The following is an 18,491-nucleotide window of genomic DNA, read 5'->3' on the forward strand; positions in this document are numbered from 1 at the left end:
TAATTTTAGTTATGTGAACTAGTTTGGTAACTACTCAACAAACGTTTAAGTCGTAATAATTCGTGATGATAATCCATTAGAGTAGAAGCTAGGGGTAATAGTTTCAAGCGGTCTTCGTCGTCTTCCTCATAGACCGTGAGAAGTTGGTCGACGAGCGCTGGTATATCAGGCTCTGAGATTTTTTCTAATGGATCGGTTTCTTTTTTACGAATTCTTCCTAAATACATCAGGATCAGTTTTTCATGTGTGTGTAATGTCTTGTCGACTTCTTCAATAACTTGTTCATTAATCTTTCTAGGGATGTTCTCAATATCATCATCCATACGATGTAAAGTATTTAGAACCTGAAATGATTTATTTGAAGTATGAATTAATTGTCGAAATAAAACAAGTTTCCGAGCGCGCTCGTACCAGCGTTTTTGTGAATACGTACGTTCTTCCGAAAATAAATTATAGGTCTGCTCAACACTGGATAAATCATTCCCTAGACGATTAATCTCTTTCTTAAGTGCAGGTTGGTCAGATAAGTGACGCGTTGTCACACGGATCCATTGTAAAATATCGGATGTTGTATGATTGATATCCTCAAATAATTTGGTTTCGTATTTTGGTGGTAAAAACGCTAAGTTAACTAAGAATGCAGACAGAATTCCAATGGAGATCGAACTGAATCGGACACCTGCGAATTCAAAGAAAGGCATTTGCGTTGTATCCATAATCGCAATAACTGCGATGATCGCAATGAATGTTGTGTCTTCTTTCATTCGTAATTGAATACAGATAGCGATCACAGTTACGATTGCAAAGCCAATGATAAACGGTTCATTACCAACTGTTAAAACAAGAATAATACCTAATGCGACACCAAGAATATTGGCTTGAATTTGTTCAACAATCGTCTGGATTGATCGATAGATTGACGGTTGAATGGAGGAAACGGCAGCAATAGCAGCAGCGAATAAGCCAGCTTCTAAGCCGAAAGCTAGTGACACGTAAAAAGCAACTGCTGTAGCAACGCCTGTTTTAAATGCTCTTGCACCCACGCGCATGATTTAATCTTCCTTTCTAACTATGAGCTAATATACGGTTGAGTTTAATATTGTAATGTATGTGCTGAGAAGATAAACCTATCATAACAAAAAAAGAGCTCCCGCAACATATACCGGGAGCTGAAATCTGGTAAAACCAGAAAGGAAGGGAGTTTCATAACATCATGTTCCTTAGATAAGGGATGATCAAAAAATTCTGAATTATCTATATTTTAGCATATTAAGTTTAAATAACAACCGTTTTTTGAATATTTTTTAAATTAATATTTTCTAAGATCTAAATGGATTTCTGTGCCATTTGTTTAAATGATTTTTCGACAGCTATTAAGGTTTGGTCGATGTCATCGTCAGTGTGAGCTGTTGTTAAGAACCAGGCTTCGAATTTAGATGGTGCGAGGTTTATGCCTTGTTCGAGCATCAGATGGAAAAACTTTGCAAATTGTTCACCGTTCGTTGCTTCAGCTTCATCGTAGTTCGTGATGTCGTGTTCAGAGAAATAGACCGTTAGCATACCTTTAAGACGATTGATTTTCACTGGAAGTCCATACGATTCGGCATGTTTTAAAATGCCGTTTTCGAGTTTTTCGCCAAGTCTGTCCATTTCGTCATAAACATCGTCTTGTTGTAAGACTTCTAAGCAAGCAATCCCTGCAGCCATAGACGCAGGATTTCCTGACATGGTACCAGCTTGGTAAGCTGGGCCGAGTGGTGCCACTTGTTCCATAATATCAACACGGCCACCATATGCTCCGATTGGCAAGCCACCACCGATGATTTTGCCCATCGCCGTCATATCAGCTTCTACACCTGTCATTTCTTGCGCACTACCATAATGGAAACGGAAGGCGGATATGACTTCATCAAAAATTAACAAGCTACCATTATCATGTGTTAAAGCCTTAACCGATTCTAAAAATCCTGGTTTCGGTTCAACTAAGCCGAAATTTCCGACAATCGGTTCAATTAATACAGCTGCAATATCATCACCATACGTTTCGAGTGCCTGTTTTAGAGATTCTGTTTCATTGAAAGGAACCGTAATGACTTCTTCAGCAATATTACGGGTAACACCAGCTGAATCAGGGCTTCCTAATGTAGAGGGGCCTGAACCAGCAGCAACTAAAACAAGATCAGAATGGCCGTGATAGCAACCAGAAAATTTAATGATTTTGCGACGGTTAGTATAGGCCCTCGCAACTCGAATCGTGGTCATGACTGCTTCAGTTCCTGAGTTTACAAATCTGACTTTTTCTAATGAGGGAATAGCGCTGGTTAACATACGGGCAAATTGATTTTCGAGTTTTGTTGGTGTGCCATACAAGACACCATTTTCTGCAGCGTGTTGAATCGCTTGAGTAATATGTGGATGTGCGTGCCCTGTGATAATTGGGCCGTATGCTCCTAAATAATCAATATAATGATTCCCATCTACATCGGTGAAATGAGCACCCTTACCATGGTCCATAAAAACAGGTGTGCCACCACCAACACCTTTAAATGCTCTGGATGGTGAGTTAACACCGCCGACGATTAAATCTTCTGCTTCTTGGTATAATTGTTCTGATGTTGTTCGATTCATTTTAGTGCCTCCAACTTCCATATTCTATAAGTATTTTATCATATAAACCGTGTATCGTTTCATGGTTTGTCCTTTTGTATCATATGAATAATTAAGCCAAACGTAAAGAGAGGTGTGAATCATTCATCTCGTTACATTAGTTCTTGTCATGACGATTTTATCAAGTAGTCTATATACGTTTATGCGTTATTATCAAGATATGCGGGGATCTTTTTCACGCGAGTTATTCTCTGCTTTTATTGCATTGTATGTCATTTTAATGCTCAGTTTTGCGTTAATCTATTTTAGTTTGGCTGAAATCGGGTATACCTTATTACAAGGAGAGTTGTTACAAGTAGGTTCAGTCATCGAACGGTTTTTTCACGCGATTTATTTTAGTGGAGTGACCTTGATGACCATTGGTTATGGGGATATCACGCCAGTTGGAATTGGACGAGCGATTGCTTTGGTCGAGGCATTTATTGGCTTTTTGCTCCCGGCAGCTTTCTTTTATAAGTTGTTTCGTTAGGGAGTACAAATGTGAAAAAATCAAGAAAATCATGAATTTGATTTGTCATGAGCCAAATTATTCGGTAATCTAAAAGTAAAAGTTCTTGTAGGAGGAATGGAAAGATGTCAGCAGAGGTTGGTCAGTCAGCACCTGATTTTACCTTGCCAGCCAATCATGGTGAACAAGTCTCGTTATCAGATTTTAGAGGAAAGAATGTTGTGTTGTATTTTTATCCGAAAGATATGACACCGGGTTGCACGACAGAAGCGTGTGATTTCCGAGATCGTTATGAACACTTTCAGGATTTAAACACAGTCATTCTAGGTGTGAGTCCTGACCCACTGGACCGTCATGAGAAATTTATTCAAAAACATGACTTACCGTTTGTTTTATTATCAGACGAGCAAAATGAAGCCGCTAAGAAATATGATGTATACAAGCTTAAGAAAAACTTTGGCAAAGAATATTATGGAATTGAACGGTCAACATTCATCATTGACCCAGAAGGAAATATCGTTAAAGAATGGCGCAAAGTGCGTGTTAAGAACCACGTAGAAGAAGCTATGCAATATATTGAAGAAAATTTAACTTAAATCAACCAGAGGAAGGAACAGCTTAGATAGTTGTTCCTTCTGTTCTACATAAGGAGAGAACGATGGTGAATGTACTAACGACATGTAAAGTGAAATCGAGTATTAAAACGCATTTCGAAGAACAGTTTCCTGATATTTATTTTAATTGGCAGGAATCGATTGATGAAGCAAGACCCCATTTATCTGAAGCGGATATTCTGATCACATACGGCGAAGATTTAAGTGCTGATGATATTGTAAAAGCTGAGCGTCTGTCTTGGATCATGGTGATTTCAGCTGGCTTGGATAAAATGCCGTTTGATCAAATTGAAGCACAAGGAATCAAGGTCACTAACGCCCGAGGAATTCATGCCATTCCAATGGCGGAATATGTGATAGCTATGATTCTGCAGGTGAGTCGACAAGCGAAAACACTAATGGAACTTGAAGAAGACCATAAGTGGGACCGTTCTATAAAAATGACAGAAATCACTGGTGGAACGATGTTAATTGTAGGAACAGGAGCAATTGGTCAAGAAGTTGCAAGGTTAGCCAAAGCTTTCCGTATGAAAACGATAGGAATATCACAAAGTGGTCAACTGAAAGATCATTTTGATGAGTGCCATCCAAATGAATCGTTGCACGATTACTTGCCTGAAGCGGATTATGTCATTGGAATATTACCTGCAACAGTAGAAACGCATCATTACTTTGATTCAGAAGAATTTAGCGCGATGAACGAAACGGCTATCTTTTTAAATATGGGGCGTGGGCAAACAGTTAATGAAACAGCTATTGTTCAGTCACTAAAAGACGGGGATTTCTATCATGCCGTGTTAGATGTGTTTGAGGAAGAGCCTTTAGATGATCAGTCACTGCTTTGGGATTTAGAACAATGTACGGTCACACCTCACTTATCAGGAATTTCAAGACATTATCAATCACGTGCTTTTGATATTTTTGAAACGAATTTGAAGTCATATTTAGAAACGGGTCAACTTGTTGAAAACGTGATTGACCCAGACAGGGGGTATTAAGATGCGCATTTACACAAGATCAGGGGATAAGGGTGAAACGTCATTAATTTATGGTAAACGGGTTAAGAAGTATGATATTCGCGTCGAAGCATATGGTACTTGTGATGAGGCCAACTCAATGGTTGGAATTGCGAGAAGTCATTTGACTGAAGCATCGTTTGAAGGTCGAGAAGGTGTGATTGATGCACTACATCAAGTACAAACAATTCTTTTCCATGTTGGAGCTGAGCTTGCAACGCCAAGAGGTAAAGAGGTCATGTGGCAGCTTAAGCAGGAGCATATTGACATTCTTGAAAAACAGATTGATGAGTGGGATCAAGCGTTAGAACCACTTAATAATTTCATTTTACCTTCAGGCCATCCAAGTGCAGCGGCCTTACATTCAGCTCGTACAATTGTTAGAAGAGCAGAAAGAGTTGTCGTGTCTCTGGAAGATGAGTTAGAGAATCAACTAGTGGTCCAATATTTAAATCGATTATCAGATTTCCTGTTCGTAGCAGCTCGGTATGTCAATCAAGCTATGGGTGGGGAAGAATTACCACTTAAGACGGATGTTTAAGCTAATTGCTCTGTTAAAGTTTAGTGCTGATTTTTAATTGATATAGCACTGAGTTGTTGAATTGTGAGAAGCGTAGGTGGCGACTCCTGTGGGAGAAGCACGCGTCTCGAGACCCCGCAGGCCACGCGTTTGGGCCGAGGAGGCTCGAGCCGTGCCCCTGCATAGAAAACACTGTGAAAAACGAACGTAGTGAGATTGAACAGATGTTGCACTTGTGCCCTATGGGTAAAAGCGTCCACCGATAGCGGATCACAATATCAACAACGGACTTCACCAAAGTTAAGCTAATCAAAAGACGATTAAATTGACAAAAACAAACCGACCGTTTTACACTAATTATAAGAATTCTAAAGTAATAATATTATTTTGTTGGAAAGAGAGGTGCATGACGGTGACTGAAGAAAGAATGCAAGAAGCATTAACAACATTAAAATCATCAGGTGTGCGCATTACGCCACAACGTCATGCAGTGCTGGAATATCTCATGCACTCAATGAATCATCCAACTGCGGACGAGATTTATAAAGCACTTGAAAGCAAATTTCCTAACATGAGTGTTGCAACGGTTTATAATAATTTACGTGTCTTTTTAGATATTGGCTTAGTCCGTGAGTTAACTTACGGCGATTCATCTAGCCGATTTGATTGTAATATGTCAGACCATTACCATATTATTTGTAACTCATGTGGGAAGATTGAAGACTTCCATTATCCGTCATTAGACGAAGTCGAGCAGTTAGCAGAACAAGTGACAGGCTTCAATGTGACGGATCACCGTATGGAAGTTTACGGAACATGTGATGCATGCCAAGCAGAAGTGAGTCACTAAATAACAAGGATTTTAGTCGGTCTATAGGAATAGGCCGATTTTTTTGTGTCTAAAAAGAACAGGAGAACTGTAATGATCTCAGCTCTCCTGTTCTTTTTGATATTGTTTAGAATTGTATTTCTCATCAAACTCTTTACCTTCAAGGTCTTTATCTAAGGTGAGTGGTTCTTTACAAAACATACAAGCGTCAACGCGCCCTAACATTTTCGTCTGCTTGCCACATGATGGACATTCGACTGGAACAGCTCGTGTTGAAAGCATCCCAATCCAGAAATAAATAACGGTACTCAAACCGATTGCAAGTACACCTAATATCATAAATGAAAGCATAAGCCATTCGGTATCACGGAAAAACAACCCAATATACATGATGATCATGCCTGCAAAAACTAACCCTAACGCAATGGACCGTATTTTATTGATCTTATTACTATATTTTAATCCCACTCGTTTCACTCCTTCGTCGAATCATATTTATAACCATTATAAATGAAATGATGATTCTTTTCATATTGTAAGTTTTCATATAGTACAAGTATAGCATTATTTTTTGACACATCTGTGAATGAACAAGGAATTTGCTTAGTTTTGTCGAATTAAAGTATACAAGGAAATTCGAGGAGGAGCAGAGGATGGAAAATGTTTTAAGACCTATTTATCAAGAACGAGCTAGTCATGCGAATACTTTAGGGATATTAATGCTTCAAAAAAACGACAGTCATCTTTCAGTGACGGATCAATTTGATTGTATTTTATTAGTGATAGTGAAAGAAGCCCAAGACCCATGGTATGTGAAGCATTATGAATTTAATGATCAGCAAAAAGCAGCCATGCATGTTGTTTCAGAAACATTATTACATGAATGGATTGACACGAGTGGTTATCGAAAGATTGTTGAATGGTTGACGAAAGGATCTATTATCTATGATCGCAATGACTATGTTTCTGAGTTGAAGAACATGTTACGCGATTTCCCTGAACAAAGTCGCAAACTTCGAAAAGTCATTGAATTTGCTAAACTCGTCCGTTCTTACCGAGAATGCAAGGAACTCTTTGAAACAAAACACTATTTAGATGCCAATAGTTTAATGATCCGGTCACTACATTATTTGGCACGCTTAACCGTTATTGAAAAAGGCTTTCATCCTGAAAATATGGTATGGAACCAAGTTCAACGCATTGATTCTGAAGTTTACAAATTGTATCGGGAATTAATAGATGGTGACGAACCAGTGGAAAAACGGATACAGCTTATGATTCTGGCGAGTGATTTTGCGATTCATTCAAGAGCAGAACAAAGTGTAAAACATTTATTGGATGTCATGCGTCAAAGTAATGAACCATGGACTTTTGGTGATTTGAAACTACATCCTGAGGTTAGTCACTATGCTTTAGACTTATCAATCTTATTAGAATACTTAGTAGAAAGAGGTATTGTTGAAACTCACTTACTTAAAACGAAAGGAAAGCAAGTTTTTCATCGTTGTTACCATGTTGCAGAAAAAGGTGATTAATAAAGGTTGAGTTTTTCGAAAATAATGATATTGAAGAAGTATGAATAAAGTTATTGACGGTAGATGAACCCCCGTGCTATATTAATAAACGTCGCATTAACAACCGAATGATTCCGAGTTAATGATTCGTAGTTGTTATTTGCGATTATGTATTGACGTTTCTAATTTCAGTTGATACATTAATAAAGTCGCTTTTTAAAGAGAAGCGAAATCATTTGATTAAAATAACTATTGACTAATGATGTTTATAGTTGGTATATTAATTAATGTCGCTTTGAAAGCAAAATCGATTTAAACAATCGATTAAAAAGATTAATAAAAAGTTGTTGACTTTCGGTTTTTAACTTGGTATATTAGTCATTGTCGCTTTCGAACGCGACACACATCGAACCTTGAAAACTGAACAAAATAGCCTGTCGTCAATTCGTTTTTCTTCTTATTTGTTAATAGGAAGAAAGCGGAGACGAAATTAAGAAACAATAAGCCAAATCAAACACTTTAATTGGAGAGTTTGATCCTGGCTCAGGACGAACGCTGGCGGCGTGCCTAATACATGCAAGTCGAGCGCGGGAAGCGAGCTGAAGCCCTTCGGGGTGGACGCTCGTGGAACGAGCGGCGGACGGGTGAGTAACACGTGGGCAACCTACCTGTGAGACGGGGATAACTCCGGGAAACCGGGGCTAATACCGGATAACGCATCGAACCGCATGGTTCGATGATCAAAGATGGCTTCTAGCTATCACTCACAGATGGGCCCGCGGCGCATTAGTTAGTTGGTGAGGTAACGGCTCACCAAGGCGACGATGCGTAGCCGACCTGAGAGGGTGATCGGCCACACTGGGACTGAGACACGGCCCAGACTCCTACGGGAGGCAGCAGTAGGGAATCATCCGCAATGGACGCAAGTCTGACGGTGCAACGCCGCGTGAGCGATGAAGGTCTTCGGATCGTAAAGCTCTGTTGTGAGGGAAGAACAAGTGCCGTTCGAATAGGGCGGCACCTTGACGGTACCTCACCAGAAAGCCCCGGCTAACTACGTGCCAGCAGCCGCGGTAATACGTAGGGGGCAAGCGTTGTCCGGAATTATTGGGCGTAAAGCGCGCGCAGGCGGTTCCTTAAGTCTGATGTGAAAGGCCACAGCTCAACTGTGGAGGGCCATTGGAAACTGGGGAACTTGAGGACAGAAGAGGAGAGCGGAATTCCACGTGTAGCGGTGAAATGCGTAGATATGTGGAGGAACACCAGTGGCGAAGGCGGCTCTCTGGTCTGTAACTGACGCTGAGGCGCGAAAGCATGGGTAGCGAACAGGATTAGATACCCTGGTAGTCCATGCCGTAAACGTTGAGTGCTAGGTGTTAGGGGGTCCAACCCTTAGTGCTGCAGTTAACGCAATAAGCACTCCGCCTGGGGAGTACGGCCGCAAGGCTGAAACTCAAAGGAATTGACGGGGGCCTGCACAAGCGGTGGAGCATGTGGTTTAATTCGACGCAACGCGAAGAACCTTACCAGGTCTTGACATCTTCGGACAGCCCAAGAGATTGGGTCTTCCCTTCGGGGACCGAATGACAGGTGGTGCATGGTTGTCGTCAGCTCGTGTCGTGAGATGTTGGGTTAAGTCCCGTAACGAGCGTAACCCCTGATCTTAGTTGCCAGCATTCAGTTGGGCACTCTAGGATGACTGCCGGTGACAAACCGGAGGAAGGCGGGGATGACGTCAAATCATCATGCCCCTTATGACCTGGGCTACACACGTGCTACAATGGATGGTACAAAGGGAAGCCAAACCGCGAGGTCGAGCTAATCCCATAAAGCCATTCTCAGTTCGGATTGTAGGCTGCAACTCGCCTGCATGAAGCCGGAATCGCTAGTAATCGTGGATCAGAATGCCGCGGTGAATACGTTCCCAGGCCTTGTACACACCGCCCGTCACACCACGAGAGTTGGCAACACCCGAAGTCGGTGGGGTAACCTTCACGGAGCCAGCCGCCGAAGGTGGGGCCAATGATTGGGGTGAAGTCGTAACAAGGTAGCCGTATCGGAAGGTGCGGCTGGATCACCTCCTTTCTAAGGAATATAGGAGGCGACAGTGCTATTTTGTTTAGTTTTGAAGGATCGATGATCCTTTGAAAAGTACCTTGAAAACTAGATAAGATGAGATACCAAAGCATCGAAAAGCAAGTAAAGACACAAGCGTCTTTTCACGCATAACTTGATGGTTCGCCATGGAGTTAAGAGTTAGTTAAGTGAACAAGGGCGCACGGTGGATGCCTTGGCACTAGGAGTCGAAGAAGGACGGGACAAACACCGATATGCCTCGGCGAGCAGTAAGTAAGCGTCGACCCGGGGATGTCCGAATGGGGAAACCCACGACCCGTAATGGGGTCGTATCCATGGCTGAATACATAGGTCATGGAAGACAACTCAGGGAACTGAAACATCTCAGTACCTGAAGGAAGAGAAAGCAACCGCGATTTCCTGAGTAGCGGCGAGCGAAACGGAAACAGCCCAAACCAAGGCGCATGCGTCTTGGGGTTGTAGGACACGCCATACGGAGTGATCAAGATACACGGTAGATGAAGCAACCTGGAACGGTTCGCCAGAGACGGTAAAAGCCCGGTAATCGAAACGGTGTATCCTCCGGCGTGGATCCTGAGTACGACGGAACACGTGTTATTCCGTCGGAATCCGGGAGGACCATCTCCCAAGGCTAAATACTCCCTAGTGACCGATAGTGAACCAGTACCGTGAGGGAAAGGTGAAAAGCACCCCGGAAGGGGAGTGAAATAGAACCTGAAACTGTGTGCCTACAAGTAGTCGAAGCCCGTTAATGGGTGACGGCGTGCCTTTTGTAGAATGAACCGGCGAGTTACGAGGACGAGCAAGGTTAAAGAGCAGATCTGGAGCCGCAGCGAAAGCGAGTCTGAACAGGGCGTATCAGTTCGTCATCGTAGACCCGAAACTGTGTGATCTACCCATGTCCAGGGTGAAGGTCAGGTAACACTGACTGGAGGCCCGAACCCACGTATGTTGAAAAATGCGGGGATGAGGTGTGGGTAGCGGTGAAATGCCAATCGAACACAGAGATAGCTGGTTCTCTCCGAAATAGCTTTAGGGCTAGCCTCAACGTAGCGAGTCTTGGAGGTAGAGCACTGATTGGACTAGGGGCCCCTATCGGGTTACCGAATTCAGTCAAACTCCGAATGCCAATGACTTACCGTTGGGAGTCAGACTATGGGTGATAAGGTTCATAGTCGAAAGGGAAACAGCCCAGACCGCCAGCTAAGGTCCCTAAGTATGTGTTAAGTGGGAAAGGATGTGACGTTGCTCAGACAACCAGGATGTTAGCTTAGAAGCAGCTATCATTTAAAGAGTGCGTAATAGCTCACTGGTCGAGTGACGTTGCGCCGAAAATTTACCGGGGCTAAACACATCACCGAAGCTGCGGATTGTCCGCAGGACAATGGTAGGAGAGCGTTCTAAGGGCTTAGAAGTCAGACCGTGAGGACTGGTGGAGCGCTTAGAAGTGAGGATGCCGGTATGAGTAGCGAAAAAGAAGTGAGAATCTTCTTCACCGTAAGCCTAAGGTTTCCTGAGGAAGGCTCGTCCGCTCAGGGTAAGTCGGGACCTAAGCCGAGGCCGAAAGGCGTAGGCGATGGCCAACAGGTTGAAATTCCTGTACCACCTCCTTTCCGTTCGAACGACGGGGAGACGCAGGAGGATAAGGGAAGCGTGCCACCGGATGTGCACGCCCAAGCAGAGAGTGTGATGGATAGGCAAATCCGTCCATCGGACGCATGATCTGTGATGGGGAGGGAACATAAGTACCGAAGTCCCGGATTTCACACTGCCTAGAAAAGCCTCTAGTGAGGAAAGAGGTGCCCGTACCGCAAACCGACACAGGTAGGCGAGGAGAGTATCCTAAGGTGATCGGGAGAACTCTCGTTAAGGAACTCGGCAAAATGACCCCGTAACCTCGGGAGAAGGGGTGCTCATCTAGGCTACGGCCTAGGGAGCCGCAGTGAAAAGGCCCAAGCGACTGTTTATCAAAAACACAGGTCTCTGCGAAGCCGTAAGGCGAAGTATAGGGGCTGACACCTGCCCGGTGCTGGAAGGTTAAGGGGATGCGTTCGTCCTTCGGGACAAAGCGTTGAACCGAAGCCCCAGTAAACGGCGGCCGTAACTATAACGGTCCTAAGGTAGCGAAATTCCTTGTCGGGTAAGTTCCGACCCGCACGAAAGGTGCAACGACTTGGGCACTGTCTCAACGAGAGACCCGGTGAAATTATACTATGCGTGAAAATGCGCATTACCCGCGACAAGACGGAAAGACCCCGTGGAGCTTTACTGTAGCCTGATATTGAATGTTGGTACAGCTTGTACAGGATAGGTGGGAGCCTAAGATGCCGGAGCGCAAGCTTCGGCGGAGGCGCCGGTGGGATACCACCCTGGCTGTACGGACATTCTAACCCCGAGCCGTGATCCGGTTCGGAGACAGTGTCAGGTGGGCAGTTTGACTGGGGCGGTCGCCTCCCAAAGAGTAACGGAGGCGCCCAAAGGTTCCCTCAGAATGGTTGGAAATCATTCGCAGAGTGTAAAGGCAGAAGGGAGCTTGACTGCGAGACTTACAAGTCGAGCAGGGACGAAAGTCGGGCTTAGTGATCCGGCGGTTCCGCATGGAAGGGCCGTCGCTCAACGGATAAAAGCTACCCCGGGGATAACAGGCTTATCTCCCCCAAGAGTCCACATCGACGGGGAGGTTTGGCACCTCGATGTCGGCTCATCGCATCCTGGGGCTGTAGTCGGTCCCAAGGGTTGGGCTGTTCGCCCATTAAAGCGGTACGCGAGCTGGGTTCAGAACGTCGTGAGACAGTTCGGTCCCTATCTGTCGTGGGCGTTGGAAATTTGAGAGGAGCTGTCCTTAGTACGAGAGGACCGGGATGGACACACCGCTGGTGTACCAGTTGTTCCACCAGGAGCACTGCTGGGTAGCTACGTGTGGTCGGGATAAGTGCTGAAAGCATCTAAGCATGAAGCCCCCCTCAAGATGAGATTTCCCATTGCCTCGAGCAAGTAAGATCCCTCAGAGACGATGAGGTTGATAGGTCCGAGGTGGAAGCGTGGTGACACGTGGAGCTGACGGATACTAATCGATCGAGGACTTAACTAACGGTTAAGACGCCTGGTCGACGTTGCACGGTATCATCTTATCTAGTTTTGAGGGTACTTGTACCCTTTTTAAGAGGAATTAAATTTCATTTTAACCTTGAAATTTTCTTCGAAGGTGAATATAATTAAACATGTCGCCATGAAGTTGGTACATAATTATTTGTCCGGTGATTATGGCAGAGAGGTCACACCTGTTCCCATGCCGAACACAGCAGTTAAGCTCTCTAGCGCCGATGGTAGTTGGGGTTCTTCCCCTGCGAGAGTAGGACGTCGCCGGGCTGATCAATTCTCCTTCAAGGACAGTTGAAAATATTCCAGCGTAGCTCAGAGGTAGAGCAATCGGCTGTTAACCGATTGGTCGCAGGTTCGAATCCTGCCGCTGGAGCCATTTTTTTGGAGAGCTGTCCGAGTGGTCGAAGGAGCACGATTGGAAATCGTGTAGGCCGCTACCGCGGTCTCGAGGGTTCGAATCCCTCGCTCTCCGCCATTAATTATACGGCCCGTTGGTCAAGCGGTTAAGACACCGCTCTTTCACGGCGGTAACACGGGTTCGAGTCCCGTACGGGTCATTCCTGATCGGAGGATTAGCTCAGTTGGGAGAGCACTTGCCTTACAAGCAAGGGGTCGGTGGTTCGAGCCCGCCATCCTCCACCATTGAAATTATTAGTTGACTTTCATTTTAAAAAATCGTAAACTAATAAACGTGTCATCTTTCTAAACTTAATCTGTTTTCAATATGAAAAGCAGACAATATCGCGGGGTGGAGCAGTCTGGTAGCTCGTCGGGCTCATAACCCGGAGGTCGTAGGTTCAAATCCTACCCCCGCAACCAAAAGGTCCGGTAGTTCAGATGGTTAGAATGCCTGCCTGTCACGCAGGAGGTCGCGGGTTCGAGTCCCGTCCGGACCGCCATTTTAAAATTTAAATAGTAGTACATATGGCTCGGTAGCTCAGTCGGTAGAGCAACGGACTGAAAATCCGTGTGTCGGCGGTTCGAATCCGTCCCGAGCCACCATTTGTTTTGGAGGGGTAGCGAAGTTGGCCAAACGCGGCGGACTGTAAATCCGCTCTCTCAGAGTTCGGCGGTTCGAATCCGTCCCCCTCCACCACTTATAGGGGTATAGTTTAATGGTAAAACGAAGGTCTCCAAAACCTTTGATGTGGGTTCGATTCCTACTACCCCTGCCATATGGCGGTCGTGGCGAAGAGGTTAACGCACCGGATTGTGGCTCCGGCACTCGAGGGTTCGAATCCCTCCGGTCGCCCCATTTGACATTGGGCCATGGCCAAGCGGTAAGGCAACGGCTTTTGGTGCCGTCATGCGTAGGTTCGAATCCTACTGGCCCAGCCACTAGCGGAAGTAGTTCAGCGGTAGAACACCACCTTGCCAAGGTGGGGGTCGCGGGTTCGAATCCCGTCTTCCGCTCCATTTTTTTAAGTTTAGACTTCTCGAATAATCCGCTTTAGATGGCGGCATAGCCAAGTGGTAAGGCAGAGGTCTGCAAAACCTTTATCACCGGTTCGAATCCGGTTGCCGCCTCCAAAAATTTTTATATGATTACATAAGCCAAGTTGGTAGACAATCTGTTTATCAGCTTTTTTTTATTATAAATTTACTTTTATCTTTTGTTAGGAATTCGATAATGATCTAAGTACGTATTTTAACTATTATTGTTCTAACGTAATTTGTAACGAGATGAGTTTATTTTTAAAAATGCTTAATAAATAAAGTGCTAAAAATCTCTTGTGTTTTAAATGATTATTAGTTAAACTCTATATATAGTTGTTTTTATTTAATTTAAAACTACATATTGTATTCAGCTTATACGGATGCCTTTATGAGGCTTAATAGGGAATTTGGTGAGAATCCAAAACTGCCCCCGCAACTGTAAACGTGGATGAAATGGGTTTGCCACTTTATAAGATTAGTTAATGCTGCTTATAAGGGAAGGCCCATAGTAAAGTGAAGCGTAAGTCAGGAGACCTGTCTGTATGAGCCGAGTTACATTGTCTTCGGGGTGAAAGAGAATGGAACGACACAGGTGATTACAGGTAGGCTAAGAATCCTACTATTGTCATATAGGTCGTTTTATTCGCTTTCAACCTCGTTGGAAGCGAATTTTTTTGTTTAGGGAGGCGTGACAGAATGGATACAGTAACTAAAGTAGTAACGAAAGTGGTCACAGGACAAAATCAGGAAACATTTTTAGAAGAGCGTTTACGGGGGTTTATTGAACGCGTTACAAAGGGGTACGATCATTTAGACGTAGAGCTTTACGAAGACAAAGTGTTGACGGCTATTGGTAGCAAGGACGAAGTGACAAAAGCTCAAATAACAAATGAATTATTATTGCGGGGCCTTGATTTAATTAGCCCAGAGGAACCTGACTGGACTTTTGTGTGTGCCAATATTTACTTAGAACAGTTATACAAAGAAGCAGGACAAAACAGAGAATACGAGGCGAGAGAGCGTTATGGTTCTTATTATGACTTACAACATGTATTAACTCAAAAACAAATTTACAGTGGTGATATTTTAACGTCATATACGGCTGAAGAACTGAAGCAAGCTGAGAATATGATTGATCCAGAACGAGATCGTTACTTTACGTATATAGGATTGAGAACATTGGCTGATCGTTATTTGGCAACGGATCATGAAGGACGCGTTTATGAATTGCCTCAAGAACGCTTTATGACGATTGCATTGACGTTAATGATGAATGAGCCGGAATCGAAACGTATGGAATGGGTTGAAGAAGCGTATTGGGCTTTGAGCAATCTTTATATGACCGTTGCAACACCAACATTAGCAAATGCAGGTAAATCATATGGTCAATTGTCTAGCTGTTTTATCGATACCGTTGATGATAGTTTGCAAGGGATTTATGATTCGAATACGGATATAGCGAACCTATCGAAAAATGGTGGCGGCATAGGTGTTTATCTGGGCAAGATTCGTTCACACGGTAGTTCGATTAAAGGCTTTAAAGGTGTTTCAAGTGGTGTGATGCCATGGATGAAGCAATTAAATAACACGGCAGTTAGTGTTGATCAACTCGGTCAACGACAGGGTGCTATTGCGGTTTATTTGGATATCTGGCATCAGGATATATTTAAGTTTTTAGATGCGAAACTAAATAATGGTGACGAACGTCAACGTACGCATGATTTGTTTACAGGTGTGACATTGCCTGATCTTTTCATGGAGAAAGTGGAGGCACGTGAAAATTGGTACTTGTTTGATCCGCATGAAGTTCGAGATGTGATGGGCTTTAGTTTAGAAGATTATTATGATGAAGAACAAGGTGCTGGGTCATTTAGAGAGAAATATGAAGCGTGTGTGAACCATCCTGATTTAACAAAAGAGACGGTTCCTGCGATTGATGTGATGAAACGGATTATGGTGAGTCAATTAGAAACAGGGACACCTTATATGTTTTACCGTGATGAGGCAAACAGGCAAAATCCGAATAGTCACGCTGGCATGATTTATTGCTCGAACCTTTGTACTGAGATCATGCAGAATCAAAGTGCAACGACCGTCGATGAGCAACATACTGAAGACGGGAAAATCGTTGTGACGAAATCGCCTGGAGACTTTGTTGTTTGTAATTTATCGAGTATCAACTTAGGTAAAGCAGTCCCTGCAGATGTTCTTGAGCGTTTGATTCCGATTCAAGTCCGTATGTTAGATAATGTGATTGATTTGAACAATATTCCTGTGTTGCAGGCACAAATGACGAATCAGAAATATCGTGCTGTCGGATTAGGGACGTTTGGGTATCATCATTTACTCGCTCTAAACAAAATTGCTTGGGAGTCTGAAGAAGCCGTGCAGTTTGCGGATGAGTTATATGAGAAGATTGCCTATTTAACGATTCAAGCAAGTATGGAGTTAGCGCAAGAGAAGGGGGCTTACCCATTGTTTGAAGGTTCAAAATGGCATGATGGACGTTATTTTGACAATAAAGATTATACGGGTGATGCATGGAATAAGTTGAAACAGGACGTGCAGACATATGGTCTTAGAAATGGCTATTTAATGGCTGTCGCACCGAATTCAAGTACGAGTATTATTGCAGGTAGCACGGCAAGCATTGATCCGATTTTTAAAAAGTTTTATTCCGAAGAAAAGAAAGACTACAAGATTCCGGTTACGGCACCTGATCTAAGTCCGAAGACAGTTTGGTATTATAAATCAGCTTATGATATCGACCATCAATGGACGATTGAGCAAAACGCCAAACGACAAAAACATATTGATCAATCGATTTCGTTTAATTTCTATGTACGAAATACGATTAAAGCGAAAGAATTGCTCGATTTGCATATGTCAGCTTGGAAATCAGGTTTTAAAACGACGTACTATACACGCTCGACCTCTTCAGACATTGAAGATTGCGTAAGCTGTGAGTCATAAAGGAGGCTAATCATGGAAAAAACTATGCATGAACGACAATTATATGATCTTAATGCACCCAATAAGTCAACAGGGATTATTAATGGTGAGAGTTCCAATGTGCTTAATTGGGATGACGTACGGTTTAAATGGGCTTATCCTATGTATAAAAACATGCTAGCTAACTTCTGGACGCCATTTGAAATCAATATGTCGAATGATCAGAAACAGTGGCCTGAATTAACTGAAGATGAACGTGAATCATTTAAAAAGATTATTGGGTTATTGGCGTTTTTAGATTCTGTACAAACAGATTATTCTGCAAAAGTCGCAGATTTTTTAACCGATTCAAGCTTGGCAGCGCTCATGCAAGTGTTATCGTTTCAAGAAGTCGTTCACAACCAGTCCTATTCGTATGTCCTGTCATCACTAGTGGACAAACAAGAACAGGATGAGATCTTCGAGTATTGGAAGCATGATGAGATCCTAATCGAACGGAATCAATTTATTGCCGATGGATATGAACGGTTCGTTAAAGAGAAGTCACCACAAGCATTTTTAGAATCGGTCGTATATGATGTCGTCTTAGAAGGATTGTTTTTCTACGCAGGGTTCGCGTTTTTCTATAATTTAGCTCGTAATCAAAAGATGGTATCAACGAGCACGATGATCAACTACATTAATCGTGATGAATTATTACATGTGAATTTGTTTGCTCATATTTTTAAAGAAACGTTAAACGAAAATCCAGAACTGAATACAGATGAAAACCTACAATTCGTGACGGATACATTTCGCGAGGCGGCAGCACTTGAGGTGAAGTGGGGCGAACATATTATAGGTAATAAAATCGACGGAATCAATATGGATGAATTAGAACAATACATTCAATATACAGCGAATAAACGGTGTAAGTTAATGGGTGTACCTGTTCCATTTCCGGATGTGCAAGATAACCCGCTTAAGTGGATCAAAGCTTATAAAGATGCCGATGAAGGCAAGTCCGATTTCTTTGAGCAAAAATCCCGTCAATACACAAAAGTGTCGGATGATAATGGATTTGATGAATTGTAAATTTGAGTACTTTTAGTACCTTGACAAACAAGCTGATTCGTCATATTATGGTTAATGCACGTGAAAAACGTGTCCATGCCAGTGTGGCGGAATTGGCAGACGCGCGTGACTCAAAATCACGTTCCTACTTGGAGTGCCGGTTCGAGCCCGGCCACTGGTATTATAGAACTCGCAAATGTTGATTAATCAATGTTTGCGAGTTTTTATTTTAACTATCAATC

At 43.3% G+C, this 18,491-nt stretch carries 11 protein-coding genes, 14 tRNA genes, 3 rRNA genes and 1 riboswitch; of the genes, 25 read left to right on the forward strand and 3 right to left on the reverse strand.

Going from position 1 to position 18,491, the window contains the following annotated elements; translation table 11 throughout:
- Nucleotides 1-5 precede the first annotated feature (5 nt).
- Nucleotides 6-1,049: an FUSC family protein gene (locus ACKXGF_RS03765; RefSeq protein WP_411954928.1), complete on the reverse strand. Its 1,044-nt coding sequence runs from the start codon at nucleotides 1,047-1,049 to the stop codon at nucleotides 6-8.
- 277 nt (nucleotides 1,050-1,326) lie between these two features.
- Nucleotides 1,327-2,628: a glutamate-1-semialdehyde 2,1-aminomutase gene (locus ACKXGF_RS03770; protein WP_411954929.1), complete on the reverse strand. Its 1,302-nt coding sequence runs from the start codon at nucleotides 2,626-2,628 to the stop codon at nucleotides 1,327-1,329.
- Between the two features lie 148 nt (nucleotides 2,629-2,776).
- Between ACKXGF_RS03770 and ACKXGF_RS03775 the strand changes: the two genes are divergently transcribed.
- The 5 genes from ACKXGF_RS03775 to perR all read left to right on the forward strand — a co-directional run bounded on the left by ACKXGF_RS03775 (nucleotide 2,777) and on the right by perR (nucleotide 6,115).
- On the forward strand, nucleotides 2,777-3,136 hold the full coding sequence (locus ACKXGF_RS03775) for a potassium channel family protein (protein WP_167261575.1): 360 nt from the start codon (nucleotides 2,777-2,779) through the stop codon (nucleotides 3,134-3,136).
- 104 nt (nucleotides 3,137-3,240) lie between these two features.
- Nucleotides 3,241-3,711 (forward strand): thioredoxin-dependent thiol peroxidase, encoded by a 471-nt coding sequence (gene bcp, locus ACKXGF_RS03780; RefSeq protein ID WP_411954930.1) that lies wholly within the window; start codon nucleotides 3,241-3,243, stop codon nucleotides 3,709-3,711.
- Nucleotides 3,712-3,773: 62 nt separating this feature from the next.
- Nucleotides 3,774-4,727 (forward strand): D-2-hydroxyacid dehydrogenase, encoded by a 954-nt coding sequence (locus ACKXGF_RS03785; RefSeq protein ID WP_411954931.1) that lies wholly within the window; start codon nucleotides 3,774-3,776, stop codon nucleotides 4,725-4,727.
- A 1-nt stretch (nucleotide 4,728) separates the two neighbouring features.
- On the forward strand, nucleotides 4,729-5,286 hold the full coding sequence (locus ACKXGF_RS03790; protein WP_411954932.1) for a cob(I)yrinic acid a,c-diamide adenosyltransferase: 558 nt from the start codon (nucleotides 4,729-4,731) through the stop codon (nucleotides 5,284-5,286).
- Nucleotides 5,287-5,671: 385 nt separating this feature from the next.
- Complete coding sequence (gene perR, locus ACKXGF_RS03795) at nucleotides 5,672-6,115, forward strand: peroxide-responsive transcriptional repressor PerR (RefSeq protein ID WP_167261568.1); 444 nt, start codon at nucleotides 5,672-5,674, stop codon at nucleotides 6,113-6,115.
- Nucleotides 6,116-6,193: 78 nt separating this feature from the next.
- Here perR and ACKXGF_RS03800 read toward each other — a convergent pair whose 3' ends face one another.
- Complete coding sequence (locus ACKXGF_RS03800; protein WP_411954933.1) at nucleotides 6,194-6,562, reverse strand: YgzB family protein; 369 nt, start codon at nucleotides 6,560-6,562, stop codon at nucleotides 6,194-6,196.
- A gap of 185 nt (nucleotides 6,563-6,747) precedes the next feature.
- Between ACKXGF_RS03800 and ACKXGF_RS03805 the strand changes: the two genes are divergently transcribed.
- The 20 genes from ACKXGF_RS03805 to ACKXGF_RS03900 all read left to right on the forward strand — a co-directional run bounded on the left by ACKXGF_RS03805 (nucleotide 6,748) and on the right by ACKXGF_RS03900 (nucleotide 18,430).
- Nucleotides 6,748-7,629 (forward strand): nucleotidyltransferase-like protein, encoded by an 882-nt coding sequence (locus tag ACKXGF_RS03805; RefSeq protein ID WP_411954934.1) that lies wholly within the window; start codon nucleotides 6,748-6,750, stop codon nucleotides 7,627-7,629.
- A gap of 499 nt (nucleotides 7,630-8,128) precedes the next feature.
- Nucleotides 8,129-9,693: ribosomal RNA gene (locus ACKXGF_RS03810) — 16S ribosomal RNA — on the forward strand.
- Between the two features lie 173 nt (nucleotides 9,694-9,866).
- Nucleotides 9,867-12,796: ribosomal RNA gene (locus tag ACKXGF_RS03815) — 23S ribosomal RNA — on the forward strand.
- Between the two features lie 162 nt (nucleotides 12,797-12,958).
- Nucleotides 12,959-13,074, forward strand: a 5S ribosomal RNA gene (gene rrf / locus ACKXGF_RS03820).
- The 16S, 23S and 5S rRNA genes sit together here with 13 tRNA genes alongside, the layout of an rRNA operon.
- A 34-nt stretch (nucleotides 13,075-13,108) precedes the next feature.
- Nucleotides 13,109-13,183 (forward strand) — tRNA-Asn (locus ACKXGF_RS03825).
- 7 nt (nucleotides 13,184-13,190) lie between these two features.
- A tRNA-Ser gene (locus tag ACKXGF_RS03830) sits at nucleotides 13,191-13,282 on the forward strand.
- Nucleotides 13,283-13,292: 10 nt separating this feature from the next.
- Nucleotides 13,293-13,364, forward strand: a tRNA-Glu gene (locus ACKXGF_RS03835).
- Between the two features lie 9 nt (nucleotides 13,365-13,373).
- A tRNA-Val gene (locus ACKXGF_RS03840) sits at nucleotides 13,374-13,449 on the forward strand.
- Between the two features lie 100 nt (nucleotides 13,450-13,549).
- Nucleotides 13,550-13,626 (forward strand) — tRNA-Met (locus tag ACKXGF_RS03845).
- 3 nt (nucleotides 13,627-13,629) lie between these two features.
- Nucleotides 13,630-13,706, forward strand: a tRNA-Asp gene (locus ACKXGF_RS03850).
- Nucleotides 13,707-13,733: 27 nt separating this feature from the next.
- Nucleotides 13,734-13,809: transfer RNA gene (locus tag ACKXGF_RS03855), tRNA-Phe, on the forward strand.
- 8 nt (nucleotides 13,810-13,817) lie between these two features.
- Nucleotides 13,818-13,903 (forward strand) — tRNA-Tyr (locus tag ACKXGF_RS03860).
- A gap of 5 nt (nucleotides 13,904-13,908) precedes the next feature.
- Nucleotides 13,909-13,982: transfer RNA gene (locus ACKXGF_RS03865), tRNA-Trp, on the forward strand.
- 4 nt (nucleotides 13,983-13,986) lie between these two features.
- Nucleotides 13,987-14,062: transfer RNA gene (locus tag ACKXGF_RS03870), tRNA-His, on the forward strand.
- Nucleotides 14,063-14,070: 8 nt separating this feature from the next.
- A tRNA-Gln gene (locus ACKXGF_RS03875) sits at nucleotides 14,071-14,145 on the forward strand.
- A gap of 3 nt (nucleotides 14,146-14,148) precedes the next feature.
- Nucleotides 14,149-14,223 (forward strand) — tRNA-Gly (locus ACKXGF_RS03880).
- 40 nt (nucleotides 14,224-14,263) lie between these two features.
- Nucleotides 14,264-14,337 (forward strand) — tRNA-Cys (locus ACKXGF_RS03885).
- Nucleotides 14,338-14,605: 268 nt separating this feature from the next.
- Nucleotides 14,606-14,801: riboswitch (cobalamin riboswitch) on the forward strand.
- Between the two features lie 139 nt (nucleotides 14,802-14,940).
- The gene (locus ACKXGF_RS03890; RefSeq protein WP_411954935.1) at nucleotides 14,941-17,217 is read left to right on the forward strand and encodes a ribonucleoside-diphosphate reductase subunit alpha; all 2,277 of its coding nucleotides are present in this window, start codon (nucleotides 14,941-14,943) and stop codon (nucleotides 17,215-17,217) included.
- Nucleotides 17,218-17,229: 12 nt separating this feature from the next.
- Nucleotides 17,230-18,270, forward strand: a complete 1,041-nt coding sequence (locus tag ACKXGF_RS03895) for a ribonucleotide-diphosphate reductase subunit beta (protein ID WP_411954936.1) — start codon at nucleotides 17,230-17,232, stop codon at nucleotides 18,268-18,270.
- 77 nt (nucleotides 18,271-18,347) lie between these two features.
- Nucleotides 18,348-18,430 (forward strand) — tRNA-Leu (locus ACKXGF_RS03900).
- Nucleotides 18,431-18,491 lie beyond the last annotated feature (61 nt).

This window comes from Alkalibacillus sp. S2W (genome assembly GCF_046764385.1).
GTDB classification, from domain to species: Bacteria; Bacillota; Bacilli; order Bacillales; family Alkalibacillaceae; genus Alkalibacillus; species Alkalibacillus almallahensis.

Coding starts and splice junctions, on each gene's coding strand:
- ACKXGF_RS03770 (WP_411954929.1), bottom strand. CDS start 2,628: ATGAATCGAACAACATCAGAACAATTATACCAAGAAGCAGAAGATTTA.
- ACKXGF_RS03805 (WP_411954934.1), top strand. CDS start 6,748: ATGGAAAATGTTTTAAGACCTATTTATCAAGAACGAGCTAGTCATGCG.
- ACKXGF_RS03775 (WP_167261575.1), top strand. CDS start 2,777: ATGACGATTTTATCAAGTAGTCTATATACGTTTATGCGTTATTATCAA.
- bcp (WP_411954930.1), top strand. CDS start 3,241: ATGTCAGCAGAGGTTGGTCAGTCAGCACCTGATTTTACCTTGCCAGCC.
- ACKXGF_RS03785 (WP_411954931.1), top strand. CDS start 3,774: ATGGTGAATGTACTAACGACATGTAAAGTGAAATCGAGTATTAAAACG.
- ACKXGF_RS03890 (WP_411954935.1), top strand. CDS start 14,941: ATGGATACAGTAACTAAAGTAGTAACGAAAGTGGTCACAGGACAAAAT.
- ACKXGF_RS03765 (WP_411954928.1), bottom strand. CDS start 1,049: ATGCGCGTGGGTGCAAGAGCATTTAAAACAGGCGTTGCTACAGCAGTT.
- ACKXGF_RS03790 (WP_411954932.1), top strand. CDS start 4,729: ATGCGCATTTACACAAGATCAGGGGATAAGGGTGAAACGTCATTAATT.
- perR (WP_167261568.1), top strand. CDS start 5,672: ATGACGGTGACTGAAGAAAGAATGCAAGAAGCATTAACAACATTAAAA.
- ACKXGF_RS03895 (WP_411954936.1), top strand. CDS start 17,230: ATGGAAAAAACTATGCATGAACGACAATTATATGATCTTAATGCACCC.